Source organism: Phreatobacter oligotrophus (assembly GCF_003046185.1).
Taxonomy (GTDB): Bacteria; Pseudomonadota; Alphaproteobacteria; order Rhizobiales; family Phreatobacteraceae; genus Phreatobacter; species Phreatobacter oligotrophus.
Window position 1 is genome coordinate 68,002 of record NZ_PZZL01000005.1, and the last position, 12,125, is coordinate 80,126.

Annotated in this window: 15 protein-coding genes; 3 read left to right on the top strand and 12 right to left on the bottom strand. The window is 68.5% G+C overall.

Annotated elements, in window-relative coordinates:
- Positions 1-747, bottom strand: coding sequence for a YebC/PmpR family DNA-binding transcriptional regulator (locus tag C8P69_RS12595; protein ID WP_108177673.1), 747 nt, complete (start codon positions 745-747; stop codon positions 1-3).
- A 126-nt stretch (positions 748-873) separates the two neighbouring features.
- A complete protein-coding gene (gene rcdA / locus C8P69_RS12600) occupies positions 874-1,398 on the bottom strand; it encodes a protease adaptor protein RcdA (protein WP_108177675.1) in 525 nt (174 codons plus the stop codon).
- A 525-nt stretch (positions 1,399-1,923) separates the two neighbouring features.
- On the opposite strand from rcdA, the gene hydA reads away from it, so the two are divergent.
- Positions 1,924-3,348: a dihydropyrimidinase gene (gene hydA / locus C8P69_RS12605; protein ID WP_108177677.1), complete on the top strand. Its 1,425-nt coding sequence runs from the start codon at positions 1,924-1,926 to the stop codon at positions 3,346-3,348.
- Between the two features lie 226 nt (positions 3,349-3,574).
- Here hydA and C8P69_RS12610 read toward each other — a convergent pair whose 3' ends face one another.
- A complete protein-coding gene (locus tag C8P69_RS12610; protein WP_108177679.1) occupies positions 3,575-4,573 on the bottom strand; it encodes an NAD(P)H-quinone oxidoreductase in 999 nt (332 codons plus the stop codon).
- A gap of 87 nt (positions 4,574-4,660) precedes the next feature.
- On the opposite strand from C8P69_RS12610, the gene C8P69_RS12615 reads away from it, so the two are divergent.
- Both C8P69_RS12615 and C8P69_RS23885 read left to right on the top strand, forming a co-directional pair.
- Positions 4,661-4,852: a DUF1192 domain-containing protein gene (locus C8P69_RS12615; protein WP_108177681.1), complete on the top strand. Its 192-nt coding sequence runs from the start codon at positions 4,661-4,663 to the stop codon at positions 4,850-4,852.
- Positions 4,853-4,963: 111 nt separating this feature from the next.
- Positions 4,964-5,137, top strand: coding sequence for a hypothetical protein (locus C8P69_RS23885; RefSeq protein ID WP_170118230.1), 174 nt, complete (start codon positions 4,964-4,966; stop codon positions 5,135-5,137).
- On the opposite strand, the gene C8P69_RS12620 is transcribed toward C8P69_RS23885, so the two are convergent.
- The 9 genes from C8P69_RS12620 to C8P69_RS12655 form a co-directional block, all read right to left on the bottom strand.
- Positions 5,132-5,446, bottom strand: coding sequence for a Zn-ribbon domain-containing OB-fold protein (locus C8P69_RS12620; protein ID WP_108177683.1), 315 nt, complete (start codon positions 5,444-5,446; stop codon positions 5,132-5,134). The genes C8P69_RS23885 and C8P69_RS12620 overlap by 6 nt on opposite strands.
- On the bottom strand, positions 5,443-6,582 hold the full coding sequence (locus C8P69_RS12625) for a thiolase family protein (protein WP_108177685.1): 1,140 nt from the start codon (positions 6,580-6,582) through the stop codon (positions 5,443-5,445). The genes C8P69_RS12620 and C8P69_RS12625 overlap by 4 nt, the downstream gene beginning before the upstream one ends.
- A 15-nt stretch (positions 6,583-6,597) precedes the next feature.
- Positions 6,598-7,683 carry an alcohol dehydrogenase gene (locus C8P69_RS12630; RefSeq protein ID WP_108177687.1) on the bottom strand — a complete coding sequence of 362 codons (1,086 nt, stop codon included), beginning with the start codon at positions 7,681-7,683 and terminating at the stop codon, positions 6,598-6,600.
- A gap of 117 nt (positions 7,684-7,800) precedes the next feature.
- Entirely contained in the window at positions 7,801-8,193 is a 393-nt protein-coding gene (hpxZ, locus tag C8P69_RS12635; RefSeq protein ID WP_108177689.1) for an oxalurate catabolism protein HpxZ, read from the bottom strand.
- A 27-nt stretch (positions 8,194-8,220) separates the two neighbouring features.
- Complete coding sequence (locus tag C8P69_RS24445; RefSeq protein ID WP_273512957.1) at positions 8,221-8,349, bottom strand: hypothetical protein; 129 nt, start codon at positions 8,347-8,349, stop codon at positions 8,221-8,223.
- Positions 8,350-8,461: 112 nt separating this feature from the next.
- Positions 8,462-9,856 carry an AtzE family amidohydrolase gene (locus tag C8P69_RS12640; protein ID WP_108177691.1) on the bottom strand — a complete coding sequence of 465 codons (1,395 nt, stop codon included), beginning with the start codon at positions 9,854-9,856 and terminating at the stop codon, positions 8,462-8,464.
- Positions 9,857-9,858: 2 nt separating this feature from the next.
- A complete protein-coding gene (locus C8P69_RS12645) occupies positions 9,859-10,056 on the bottom strand; it encodes a DUF4089 domain-containing protein (RefSeq protein WP_108177692.1) in 198 nt (65 codons plus the stop codon).
- A gap of 125 nt (positions 10,057-10,181) precedes the next feature.
- Entirely contained in the window at positions 10,182-11,462 is a 1,281-nt protein-coding gene (serA, locus tag C8P69_RS12650) for a phosphoglycerate dehydrogenase (RefSeq protein ID WP_108177694.1), read from the bottom strand.
- 139 nt (positions 11,463-11,601) lie between these two features.
- On the bottom strand, positions 11,602-12,042 hold the full coding sequence (locus C8P69_RS12655) for a MerR family transcriptional regulator (protein WP_108178113.1): 441 nt from the start codon (positions 12,040-12,042) through the stop codon (positions 11,602-11,604).
- Positions 12,043-12,125 lie beyond the last annotated feature (83 nt).

A 12,125-nucleotide genomic window follows, 5' to 3' on the forward strand; every position in this document is an offset into this window, starting at 1 on the left:
TCAGCCGCCCATCTTCGCCACGAGCGCCTCGGACAGCTCGAAATTCGAATAGACGTTCTGCACGTCGTCGTTCTCGTCGAGATTGTCCATCAGGCGCAGCAGCTTCTCGCCGGTCTCGTCGTCGACGGCGACATTGTTCTGCGGCTTCCAGGTGAGCGCCGTCTTCTTCGGCTCGCCGAACTTCGCCTCGAGGGCCTTCGCCACCTCGGCGAGGGCATCGGACGCGGTGGTGATCTCGTGGCCCGCCTCTGAGGAGACGACGTCCTCGGCGCCAGCCTCGATCGCCGCCTCGAGCATGTCGTCGGCGGAGGCCTTGTCGGCGGCAAACTCGATCGTGCCGACGCGATCGAACATGAAGGACACCGCGCCGGTCTCGGCGAGGTTGCCGCCGGACTTGGTGAAGTAGGAGCGCACTTCCGAGGCCGTGCGGTTGCGGTTGTCGGTGAGCGCCTCGACAATGACGGCAACGCCGCCCGGGCCGTAGCCCTCGTAGCGGATCTCCTCGTAGTTCTCGGTGTCGCCGCCGGCCGCCTTCTTGATGGCGCGCTCGATATTGTCCTTGGGCATGTTCTCGGCGCGGGCCGCGAGGATGGCGGCGCGCAGGCGCGGGTTCATGTTGGGATCGGGCAGGCCCATCTTGGCCGCCACCGTGATCTCGCGGGCGAGCTTGCCGAAGAGCTTGGACCGCATCGCGTCCTGGCGGCCCTTGCGATGCATGATGTTCTTGAACTGTGAATGCCCGGCCATGGGACTCTCTTCGCGATGGTCAGCCGGGCGGGGCGCCGTTCCGTGCGCCGCTCCAACGCGCCGGCTTGGTCAGTCGGCGCGACTTATAGGCAAGCGTGGCGGCGAAATCCAGCGCCGCCAGCCGGCTCAGCGACGGGCGCCGAAAGCGTTGGCGAGCAGGTCGATCTGGCTCGAAATGGCATTGGCGGCAGTGGGCGGCGCGATCTCGGCGAAGAGCAGCTTGTCCATGTGGACGATGCGCTCCTGCAGGCGCATGGCCTTGCCGATGAGGGCGGAGAGCTGCTCCGGCAGCTCGTCCAGCGTCGACTGCGGGGTCGGCGCACCGACCGAGGAGAGGCGAACCTTCGACTTCTCCTGCGCGGCCTGTTCCTGGGTGAGCTCGCCCTCGTTGACGGCACGCTGCAGCAGAAGCCAGGAGGCGAGCTGCATCAGGCGGGTGGTCAGCCGCATGCTCTCCGTGGCGTAGGCGAGAGCCGGCCCGCGATCGAGGCTGCGGCTGTCGTTGCGACCCGGACCGTCGAGATAGGCGGCGGTCTCCTCGACCAGCGACATCCCCTCGCGGAACAGGTCCTTGAAGGCCTGGGAGCTGGCGAGCCGGGTTCCGAAGGCCACGGCGGTCTCGGCGACGGGCGAAAGGCTCTCTTGCGACATCACGCTACTACTCCCTCAGGGGTTCTGGTGTGCCGCCGTTTGCCCGACCCGTAAAGCGAATGCTTAAGGAAAGGTAAACGGCAGTGGTTCAACGGTCGAACCCTGTCGAGCAATCGGGGTGCCACCCCGTCCTGTGCCGCTTCGGGACAGGTCCCTGCGCGGCGAGGCGAGCCCATCGAACGACGAAATCGCGGCGCTGCCAAGGCCGCGCGTCACCGCGCCCGCGACCTGTCCACCGTCCGGTCGGGCGAGGGGGCGCGTCCCGCGAGGCACAAAAAAAGGCCGCCCGAAGGCGGCCTTGAAGTGAAATACAGGGAGGCGTCAAACAGAGTGGACAGGAGCCACTCGCGTCCAGCGAACTGAACGATTTCCTTGATAAAGGAGAAAGGTTAACCAGCTCTTAGCCCTTGCCGGTGCAGCCAGCGATTCTTGCGGCGCGCCGGCCTTGACGGTGGCGTGAAAATGCTGTGCGACATGGGTCCGCGACGGCGGGCGCGGGCCCGCGGCTCTCCAGGACTTGCCGACATGCTCGATCTCGATCTCGCCATCCGCGGTGGCACCGTCGTCACCGCCTCGGACACCATCCGGTGCGACATTGGCGTCAAGGATGGCAAGGTCGCCCTGCTGGCGGGGTCCATCACCGAAGCGGCGCGGACGATCGATGCCTCGGGCCTCATCGTCATGCCGGGCGGCATCGACAGCCATGTCCATCTCGACCAGCCCTCGGGCCCGGACATCGTCATGGCCGACGGCTTCGAAAGCGGCACGCGCTCGGCGGCGGCTGGCGGCAACACCACCGTCATCCCCTTCGCCATGCAGATCAAGGGAACGTCGCTGCGCGCCTGCGTCACCGACTACCACAAGAAGGCCGAGGGCAAGGCCTATATCGACTACGGCTTCCACCTCGTCGTCTCGGACCCGACGCCGACCGTGCTGAACCAGGAGCTGCCGGCCCTGTTCGCCGATGGCTGCACCTCCTTCAAGGTCTTCATGACCTATGACGATCTCGTACTGTCGGATCGCCAGCTCCTTGAGGTCTTCGAGGTCGCCCGCCGCGAGCAGGCGCTGGTGATGGTCCACTGCGAGGGCTACGACAACATCCGCTTCCTCACCGAGCGGCTGGAGGCGGCCGGCAAGACCGCGCCCTACTACCATGGCCCGTCGCGGCCCCAGGTCATCGAGCGCGAGGCGACCCACCGCGCCATCAGTCATGCCGAACTGCTCGACGTTCCGATGATGGTCGTCCACGTCTCCGGCCGCGAGGCCATGGAGCAGATCCGCTGGGCCCGCCAGCGCGGCCTCAAGGTCTATGCCGAGACTTGCCCCCAGTACATCACGCTGGTCGAGGACGACATGAAGGGCCTGAACATGGACATGTCGGGCGCGAAATATGTCTGCTCGCCGCCGCCGCGCGACCGCGACAGCCATGCCGCCATCTGGGAAGGCCTGCAGCAGGGCATCTTCCAGACCTTCTCGTCGGATCACTGCCCCTTCTATTACGACAGCCCCAAGGGCAAGCTCGCCGAGAAGGGCCGCACCTCCTTCCGCTGGGTGCCGAACGGCATTCCCGGCGTGGAGACGCGCATGCCGATCCTCTGGTCGGAGGGCGTCGCCAAGGGCCGCATCTCCATGAACGAGTTCGTGGCGCTGACCTCCACCAACCACGCCAAGCTCTATGGGCTCTATCCGAAGAAGGGCACGATCGCGGTCGGCTCGGACGCCGACATCGTCCTGTGGGACCCGAACCGCAAGGAGACGATCCGCCAGGAGATCCTCCACCACGGCTCGGACTACACGCCCTGGGAAGGGTTCCAGGTCACCGGCTATCCGGTGATGACGATCGCCCGCGGCCGGACCATCGTCGAGGAGGGCAAGGTGCTCGGCGAGCCGGGCTTCGGCGGCTTCCTCGCCCGCGACAAGAGCCCCTACGCCGTCCCGAAGGGGGCGTAAGGGGAGATCTCAGGGCCCCTCACCCTTCCCTCTCCCCGCATGCGGGGAGAGGGGACTTCCACGTTGCGACCCAATCCGTCGCCGAATGCCAAGCGCGACCGTCGTTCAATGAGGCGCGACGCCGCAGCACCTCTCCCCGCATGCGGGGAGAGGGTCGGGTGAGGGGCTGTGGCTCCCACCTGGGCAGCCCGACGGGAGGCCTGTTCGGCCTCGCCCCATCAACCCATCACACCGTCAGCACGATCTTGCCGACATGGGTGCTGCCCTCCATGCGGGCATGGGCCTTCGCGGCCTCGGCCAGGGGATAGGTCGAATCCATCACCACCTTCACCTGCCCGCTCTCGAGGAGCGGCCAGACCTTCGCCTTCAGGGCGTCGGCCAGCGCGGCCTTGAAGGCGATGTCGCGGATGCGCAGGGTCGAGCCGGTGAAGGTGACGCGCTTCAGCATCAGCCAGCGCAGGTCGACCTTGACCTCCGAGCCGTGCAGGAAGGCGATCTGCACGATCCGCCCGTCGGCTGCTACGCAGTCGAGGTTCTTCTGCACATAGTCGCCGCCGACCATGTCGAGGATGAGGTTCGCGCCCTTCTTCCCCGTGATCGCCATGACCTCGGCGCCGTAATCCTGCGTCCGGTAGTTGATGGCGTGGTCGGCGCCCAGCGCCTTCGCGGCGGCGCATTTGTCGTCCGAGCCGGCGGTGGTGATCACCGTCGCCCCGAAGGCCTTGGCGAGCTGGATGGCGGTGACGCCAATCCCGGACGTGCCGCCATGGATGAGGATCGTCTCGCCGGCCTTGAGGCCGCCGCGGTCGAAGACGTTGGACCAGACGGTGAAGAAGGTCTCCGGGATGCCGGCGGCCTCGACCATCGACAGGCCCTTCGGCACCGGGAGGGCATTGGTCTCGTGCACCACGGCATATTCGGCATAGCCGCCGCCGGAGACGAGGGCGCAGACCGCGTCGCCGACCTTGAAGCGCGTCGCGCCATCGCCCAGCGCGACGACCTCGCCGGCAAATTCGAGGCCGGGAATGTCGGAGGCGCCCTTCGGCGGCGGATAGCCGCCAGCCCGCTGCAGCACGTCCGGCCGGTTGACGCCGGCCGCCGCGATCCTGACGAGGATCTCGCCCGCGCCGGGCGCCGGAACGGGGCGCGTTTCCGGCACCAGGGCCTCGGGGCCACCGGGGACGGGAATGGCAACGGCGGTCATGGTGGCGGGAACAGCGGTCATCAGGGCACCGTTTCGACAGCGGGGGGTGAGACGGTGTAGCCTCGCCCGGATCGCATTGCCAGTCGCCCGCCAGACGGGGAGGCCCTCATGTTCGACGATGACCTGAAACCCCGCCCGAAGCCGCCCGCCCACGTGGTGGGACAGGACCTCGCTGCCCTCTCCGTGCATGAACTCGCCGAACGGATCGCCCTCCTGAAGGAGGAGATCGTCCGGCTGGAGGCCGACATGGCGAAGAAGGAAGCGAGCAAGTCAGCCGCCGCCAGCGTCTTCAAGTTCTGAACGGTTGCGACTGCGTATTGTCACTGAGCAGCGCAATGGTTCAGTGGTACCGCTTCCGTTGCGTCATTTTGTGCTAAACCCTCTGCCAACTGTTCAGGCGTGGAGGGGCGTATGCTGGTCGAGATGCTGGGATTGCTGCTGGTCCTGTTCGCGTTGGGCATCCTGGTGTTCTGGCAGTTCAGCGCCATCGAGAAGCGCGACCGGGTCATTCGCGATCTGCAGGCTGAGCTGCGACTGGCCGGAGCGTCCGGTCCGCAGCAGCCTCGGGACGGCCTGATGTCATGACGTCCTTGCCAGCGGCAACCCGTCCGCGCCAAGGCCCACCGTCACCCGCTGCCCGATAACGAGGCCGGTCTCCGCACGGCACATGACCCGCGGCCCCTCGTCCAGCGTGACGAGGGCAATGGCGTAGCCGCCGGGAAGATCCAGTTCGGGAAGCGGCGCGCGCATGACCTGCGTCACCGACCAGACCGTCCCGCCACCGCTGGCCGTCACCTCGCGCACCGCCGTGGAGCCACATTGCGGGCAGCCGCCGCGGCGGAACTGCCAGACGCGGCCACAGGAGCCGCAAGACTGAAGCATCACGCCGCTCATGCCGTCCGCTCCAGCACGAAGCCGGCATGGCTGGAAAAGACCCCGCCGTCGGCATGGCAATAGGCGAGCGGCGGAGGTCCCGCGACCTGGCGATCGCCGGCCTCGCCGCGCATCTGCCGGATGACCTCGACGACATGGGCGAGGAACCCCGCGACCCCGGGATGGCCATAGGACAGGAGGCCGCCATGGAGGTTCAGCGGGAACCTTCCGTCGCGGCCGAAGAGGCCCTCGCGCGCCATGGCGCCGGCCCGGCCCGGCGGTGCGAAGCCCAGCGCCTCCAGGAAGATGGCGAGCGTCGGCGTGAAACTGTCGTAGAGGCCGAGGAGCCGCATGTCGGCGGCGCTCCGCCCCGCGCCGGCAAAGGCCTGGTTCGCCGCGATGCGCGCGCCGAGGCCGAGATCATCCGGCATTTCCGAGACGTGCTGGTGGGTGTGCGCCTCGCCCCAGCCGGCGAGGCGGATGGAGGCCCCCTGCCCCGGCTCCGCCGAGACAACGACCGCTGCCGCACCATCCGATATCGGACAGCAATCGAGAAGCTTCAGCGGCGTCGCCACGGGCTTCGAGGCCATGACGTCGTCGACGCTGATGGGCTTCGTCAGCTGCGCACCGGGATGGGCTGCGGCGTGGCGGCGCATCAGCACGGCGAGTTCGGCAAGATCGCGTTCGCTGGCGCCGGTCTCGTGGAGGTGGCGGGCCGCGACCAGCGCGTAATAGGCGGGAACCGAGGCGCCGAGCGGCACCTCGTGGACGGGATGTCCGACACCCGCGAGGGTCTTCACCGCATCGTCGCGGCTCTGCCCGGTGAGCCGGTTCTCGCCGCCCAGAACCAGCACGTGCCGGCAGGCCCCCGCAGCGATCAGGTGACGGGCGAGGAGAAGGCCCACCACACCCGTCGCGCCGCCCACGGCCGCCTGGTGCGCATGGCGCGGAGTGAGCCCGAGCCGCTCCACCATCACCGTGGCGGTCATCAGGTGGGGGAAGGTCGTGGCATAGCCGCAGACGAGACCGTCCACGGCCTCCAGCGGCAGGCCCGCATCGGCGATGGCAGCCCGCGCCGCCGTCTCCATCAGCGACGGCGCGTCGGAACCCGAATACTTGCCGAAGGCGGTGGCGGCGACGCCGGTGAGAAAGGCCATGCGTCGCCGGGTCCGTCAGGCCGTCGCTTCGAGGACGATGCGGCCGGCGACCTTGCCGGCCTCGAGGTCGTGCAGCGCCTCGTTCACGGCGCTCATGGGCCGCGTCTCGATCGGGATCGGCGGCAGCTTCACCTTGCGGACGAGATCGACGAACTCCTTGAGCTCCTTCAGCGAGCCGACATAGGAGCCGCGGATCGCAATGGCGCGCATCGGGATGAAGGGCAGCGGATAGCGCAGCTCGCCGCCATAGAGGCCGACGATGACGAGCTGGCCGCCCTTGCGCAGGGCGTTGATGGCCAGCGTCGTCGTGCCCTCGGCGCCGACGAAGTCGAGGGCGGCCGCGAGCTTGCCCTCACCGAAGGCGGCAAGCTGCTTGGCAGCGTCCGGCGCATTGGGGTCGAGCGTCGCGGCGACGCCGATGCTCTCGGCGATCTTGCGCTTCTCCGGCGAGGGATCGACCGCGATGACCGGCCCCATGCAGAGCGCCTTGAGAAGCTGCAGCGCCGTCTGGCCGAGGCCGCCAATGCCGAAGACGGCGATCTTCTCGCCCTCGCGGTGCGGACGGATCTTGTTGACGGCGCTGAACACCGTGACGCCCGAGCAGGCATAGGTCGCGGCGAGCGCCGGATCGAGCCCCTCGACATCGACCAGGAATTCCTCGTCGCGCACCAGCACGTGCTCGGCAAAGCCGCCGCGCGCCTGCACACCGAGGAACTGCGGCTGGGCGCAGAGGTTCTCATCGCCCGACTTGCAGAGCGCGCATTCCCCGCAGCCGATCCAGGTGTGGAGCAGACGCCGGTCGCCGGGCTTCACCGAGGTCACGTCCGGCCCGACCGCCTCGACGGTGCCGAGGATCTCATGGCCGAGTGTCAGCGGCAGTTTCAGGCCACGGTCGGAGAGGTTCAGCACCTTGCCGCCGCCGATATTGTACTTGCCCTCGCGGATATGGATGTCCGAGTGGCAGACGCCGCAATGGCTGACCTTCATCAGCACCTCGCGGCCCTTCGGCACGGGACGCGGCTCCTCGGTGAGCACCAGCGGCTCGCAGGAGACATTGAGCCGCCAGGAATGGGTGGTGCGGGCCTGCGTGAAACCGTCCATGGCTGTCCTCCGTTCGGCCGCGCCCGTTGTCCGGGCGTCGCTCAGCTGGAGGGGGACGCTACCACGCGTTGCAGGTGAGACAATGTGCCGAAGGGCCGATCCGCCCTGCGCCGGCGCTCAGGCCGCGGGCGTGGCGATGACGCTCACATGGGCGGCAACGACCCGCCAGCCCTCGGGCATCCGCGCCCAGGTCTGCATCTGCCGACCGATCTTCTCGGTACCCATGCTGGCGCGGCGGAAGAGGGTCGAGGCGGTCGCCATGTCCCGGCCATAGGTGGTGATGACCGTGCGCTCCAGCGTGCGCTCGAGGCCCATGGGCGAACGGCCGGCGCGGAAGGCGGCGATCTCGCTGAAGCCGTAGAGGTTCTCGGTCACGCCGTAGCGGATCGTCTGCGGCGCGTTCCAGAACAGCGCGTCGAGGGTCTCGACGTCGTTGGTGGTGAGGGCCTTTTCATAGATGGCGAAGGCGGCGCTCACCTCGGCGTGGACGTCTGGGTCGTTGATGACCATGGCAGGCTCCGGATGGGGGCGCCGCGGTCAGGGATGGATCCCCGCCGCCAGCGCGGGATGGATCAGGTTGAGGCCCGCCGCCGGATCGGCGGCGGCGACGATGGCGGCGACAGCGCAGGCGGTGACGAGAACCGTGGCGAAGACCAGGACACGCATGACATCCTCCCCGGACATGGGAGAGGAACGCCCTGAGCCGGCGAAGGTCCCGCCGACCGTTCACCTTTGACGACAATCGTCCCGATCATGGTGAACGGTCCGTTAAGCGCTGTCACAGCCGGGCGATGCGCGAGGCGACGACGCCCTCGCGCTCCAGATGGGCGGCGACCCGCACCGCCACGTCCTCGCGCCAGGGCGCGGCGATGACCTGCACGCCGATCGGCAGCGCCTCGCCTTCGGTCCAGACCGGCACGCTCACCACCGGCAGGCCGATGAAGGAGAAGGGCTGGGTGAACAGGCCGAGATTGGCGCGTACCGGCAGGGTCTTGCCGTCGAGCTCGAAGACCTTCTGGCCGAGCGCCGGCGCCCGGGTCGGCGTCGACGGCGCAAGGATCACGTCGACATCGCGGAACAGCTCCAGCAACGCGGCACGGTAGGTGCGGCGCAGTCGCTGGGCGCGGTGGACATGCACGGCCGGCAGCAGCGCCCCGGCGATGAGCCGGTCGCGGGTGTCCGGATCGAAATCGGCCGCGCGGGTCCTCAGCCGGTCGAGATGCAGCGCCCCGCCCTCGGAGCAGGTGATGACGAAGGCGGCGGCGCGGGCGGCGGCGACGTTCGGGATCTCGACCGTGCCGGCGCCCAGCGCCTCGGCGACACGCGCGGTGGCGGCGCGGGCCGCCTCGGTCTGCGTCCCGTCGAAATAGCCGATGGCGCGGGCAACCTGCAGCCCGCCGATGCCACGCTCGATCTCAGGGGTCAGCGGCGGGGCCGGCCGGTCCTGCGAGACCGGATCATCCGGGTCATGGCCGCGCATGGCGTCATAGAAGGCGGCGATGTCGGCGGTGGAGCGGCCGAGCGGGCCCAAATGGTCGAGGCTCGTCACGAAGGGGAACGAACGCGCGCGCGACAGCCGCCCGAAGGTCGGCTTGAGACCGAACAGGCCGCAGAGGGACGAGGGCACGCGGATCGAGCCATTGGTGTCCGAGCCCAGCGCCACCGGCACGAAGCCGGCCGCCGGTGCCGCCCCCGAGCCGCCGGACGAGCCGCCGGTCATGCGGGTGAGGTCATGCGGATTGCGCGAGGGCCCGTCATGGGCGTTCTCGCCGGTGAAGTCATAGGCATATTCGCCCATGTTCAGCGCGCCGAGCAGCACCGCATCCGCCGCCGCGAGCTTCTCGATCAGGGCGGCATCGCGTGGCGCGGGCGGATGGTCGCGGTTGATCTTGGAGCCTGCGACCGTCGGCATTCCCGCAATGTCTAAGAGGTTCTTCACCGCATAAGGCACGCCGGCCAGCGGCCCGACCGGCGCGCCGCCGCGGACCTTGGCATCGACCGCATCGGCCTCGGCCAGAGCGCGCTCGGTGGTGACGGCCGTGAAGGCCCCCACGCGGCTGTCATGGGTGGCGATGCGCACGAGATGGGCCTCGGCTACCGCGCGGGCGGAGAACTGGCCGGAACGGACGCCCGCCGCGATGGCGGTGGCGGAAAGCTGGGTCAGGTCGTCCATGGTCACGCCTCGAACACGGGCGCGGGCTCGTCATGGTCGCCGAGATCGGCGCTGGCGACGAGGGCGGCAAGCCGGAGCGCGATCTGCAGGTTGAGCACGACGCCCGGCCGATAGGTCTCGGTGACCTCGAGCCCGACCAGGGGCGCCATGGCATCGATCAGGCGCTCTGCATCCTCGGGTGTGGGTTCGGCGGCCGACATTGCATCCTCCCTGCCAGCACCACCCCCGCCCCTGCCTGATTAACAGGCAGAGTGCGTCTCGCAGGGCGGCGTTGCATACAGGAGAGCAAGAGCGGGGCCAGCCGACCGTTGGCGGCTCGCCAGCGTCAGTTGCCGCGATAGAGCAGGCGCGCGCGGATCGTGCCGGGCAGGTCGCGGATCTGGTCGAGGATGGCTTCCGCCTCCGGCACCGCGCCATCGGCCTCCAGCACCACATAACCGATCTCGCCATCGGTCTGGTAATACTGGGCGGCGATGTTGATGCTGCGGGCGGCGAAGACGTCGTTGAGGCGGCGCAGTTCGCCCGGCAGGTTGCGCTGCACCTGGATGAAGCGCGTGCCCGCGGGCCGCACCGGCAGCTGAACCTGCGGGAAGTTCACCGCACCGGTGGTCGAGCCAACGTCGGAATATTCCACGAACTTGCGCGCGACCTCGGCGCCGATGCGCTCCTGCGCCTCTTCCGTCGAGCCGCCGACATGCGGGGTGAGGATGACGTTGTCGAGGCCCTGGAGCGGGGTCACGAACGGGTCGGCATTGGACGACGGCTCCACGGGGAACACGTCGACGGCCGCGCCGCGCAGATGGCCGGACTTCAGCGCGTCGGCCAGCGCCGCCAGGTCCAGCACCGTGCCGCGGGCATTGTTGATGAGATAGGCGCCCTTCTTCATGGCGCCGATCTCGCGCGCGCCGATCATGCCCTGCGTCGCCGGGGTTTCCGGCAGGTGCAGCGAAATGACGTCCGAGCGGCCGAGGAGGTCCAAGAGGTCCTCCGCCGGTTCCACGTTGCCGTGGCGCAGCTTGTCGGTGTGGTCGAAATAGATGACCCGCATGCCCATGGCCTCGGCGAGCACGGCGAGCTGCGAGCCGATATTGCCGTAGCCGACGATGCCGAGCGTCTTGCCGCGCACCTCGTAGCTGTCGATGGCCGATTTGTCCCAGGCGCCGGCATGGGCCGCGGTGGACTTGGGGAAGATGCGCCGCATCAGCATGACGATCTCGGCGATCGTCAGCTCGGCCACCGAGCGGGTGTTGGAGAAGGGCGCGTTGAAGACGGGCACGCCCGCGCGGTTGGCGGCGACCAGGTCGACCTGGTTGGTGCCCACCGAGAAACAGCCGATGGCGATGAGCCGGTCGGCAGCGGCAAGGATCTCCGGCGTGATCTGGGTGCGCGAGCGGATGCCGAGCAGGTGCACGCCGCGGATCGCCTTGGTCAGCGCTGCCCCGTCCAGCGCCTTCGGCAGGCGCTCGATATTGGTGTAGCCGGCGGATTTGAGGACGTTCACCGCCGTGTCGGAAATGCCCTCGAGCAGGAGGATCTTGATTCGATCCTTCGACAGAGACAGCGCGGCCTTTGCGCCAGGCGCAGCGGTTTTCTTGGACGAGGGCATGGGAGTTTCCGTCAGCGGCGGTCGAGGCGACACGGCATGACAGGAAGAGGCCGTCCGGGCAAGGGCGGGAAGGCCCCACTATCCCTGGACAGGCCGGGACAGGCGCCGGGAGCCGCTGGTGCGGCTCCCGCGGCAGGGATCACCGCGTGCGGTCGATCATCTGGGTGAGCGTGTCGTGGGTGCGCTTCAGCTCGATGATCGCCTCTTCGATCTCGCGCTTCTGCTGCTCGAGATGGGCAATCTGCTCGAGGCACTTCTCGCGCGACAGCTTGAGCTGCTGGTCGGGGCCGGCATCGTTGCGCTCGTGGGCCTCGATCATCTCGGCGATCTCGGCGAGGGTGAAGCCGAGACGCTTGCCCTTGAGGATCAGCTGGAGACGAACGCGATCGGTCGCGCTGTAGAGGCGGGCGAGACCCTCGCGGCGGGGCGAGAGCAGGCCCTTGTCCTCGTAGAAGCGCAGGGCGCGCAGGGTGACGTCGAACTCACGAGCGAGGTCGCCGATCGTGTAGACGGCCGGACCTGACTTGGCGGCCTCGGCGTCGTCTTCGATCCAAAAGACGTCGTCGTCGTTGCGGGTCATGAAAGACTTCCGTTCCATAATCTGCTCCGTCCTCGCAGGCGAGGAAACCATAAGCGATGAAGGGACCACGTTAGCCGACGAGA

Bases quoted from the DNA above. Each gene is read 5' to 3' on its own strand.
- C8P69_RS12615 (WP_108177681.1), top strand. From the start codon at position 4,661: ATGTTCGACGATGACCTGAAACCCCGCCCGAAGCCGCCCGCCCACGTG.
- C8P69_RS12630 (WP_108177687.1), bottom strand. From the start codon at position 7,683: ATGGACGGTTTCACGCAGGCCCGCACCACCCATTCCTGGCGGCTCAAT.
- C8P69_RS12625 (WP_108177685.1), bottom strand. From the start codon at position 6,582: ATGGCCTTTCTCACCGGCGTCGCCGCCACCGCCTTCGGCAAGTATTCG.
- C8P69_RS12620 (WP_108177683.1), bottom strand. From the start codon at position 5,446: ATGAGCGGCGTGATGCTTCAGTCTTGCGGCTCCTGTGGCCGCGTCTGG.
- rcdA (WP_108177675.1), bottom strand. From the start codon at position 1,398: ATGTCGCAAGAGAGCCTTTCGCCCGTCGCCGAGACCGCCGTGGCCTTC.
- serA (WP_108177694.1), bottom strand. From the start codon at position 11,462: ATGCCCTCGTCCAAGAAAACCGCTGCGCCTGGCGCAAAGGCCGCGCTG.
- C8P69_RS12640 (WP_108177691.1), bottom strand. From the start codon at position 9,856: ATGGACGACCTGACCCAGCTTTCCGCCACCGCCATCGCGGCGGGCGTC.
- C8P69_RS12610 (WP_108177679.1), bottom strand. From the start codon at position 4,573: ATGACCGCTGTTCCCGCCACCATGACCGCCGTTGCCATTCCCGTCCCC.
- hydA (WP_108177677.1), top strand. From the start codon at position 1,924: ATGCTCGATCTCGATCTCGCCATCCGCGGTGGCACCGTCGTCACCGCC.
- C8P69_RS24445 (WP_273512957.1), bottom strand. From the start codon at position 8,349: ATGCGTGTCCTGGTCTTCGCCACGGTTCTCGTCACCGCCTGCGCTGTC.
- C8P69_RS12655 (WP_108178113.1), bottom strand. From the start codon at position 12,042: ATGACCCGCAACGACGACGACGTCTTTTGGATCGAAGACGACGCCGAG.
- C8P69_RS12595 (WP_108177673.1), bottom strand. From the start codon at position 747: ATGGCCGGGCATTCACAGTTCAAGAACATCATGCATCGCAAGGGCCGC.
- hpxZ (WP_108177689.1), bottom strand. From the start codon at position 8,193: ATGGTCATCAACGACCCAGACGTCCACGCCGAGGTGAGCGCCGCCTTC.
- C8P69_RS23885 (WP_170118230.1), top strand. From the start codon at position 4,964: ATGCTGGTCGAGATGCTGGGATTGCTGCTGGTCCTGTTCGCGTTGGGC.
- C8P69_RS12645 (WP_108177692.1), bottom strand. From the start codon at position 10,056: ATGTCGGCCGCCGAACCCACACCCGAGGATGCAGAGCGCCTGATCGAT.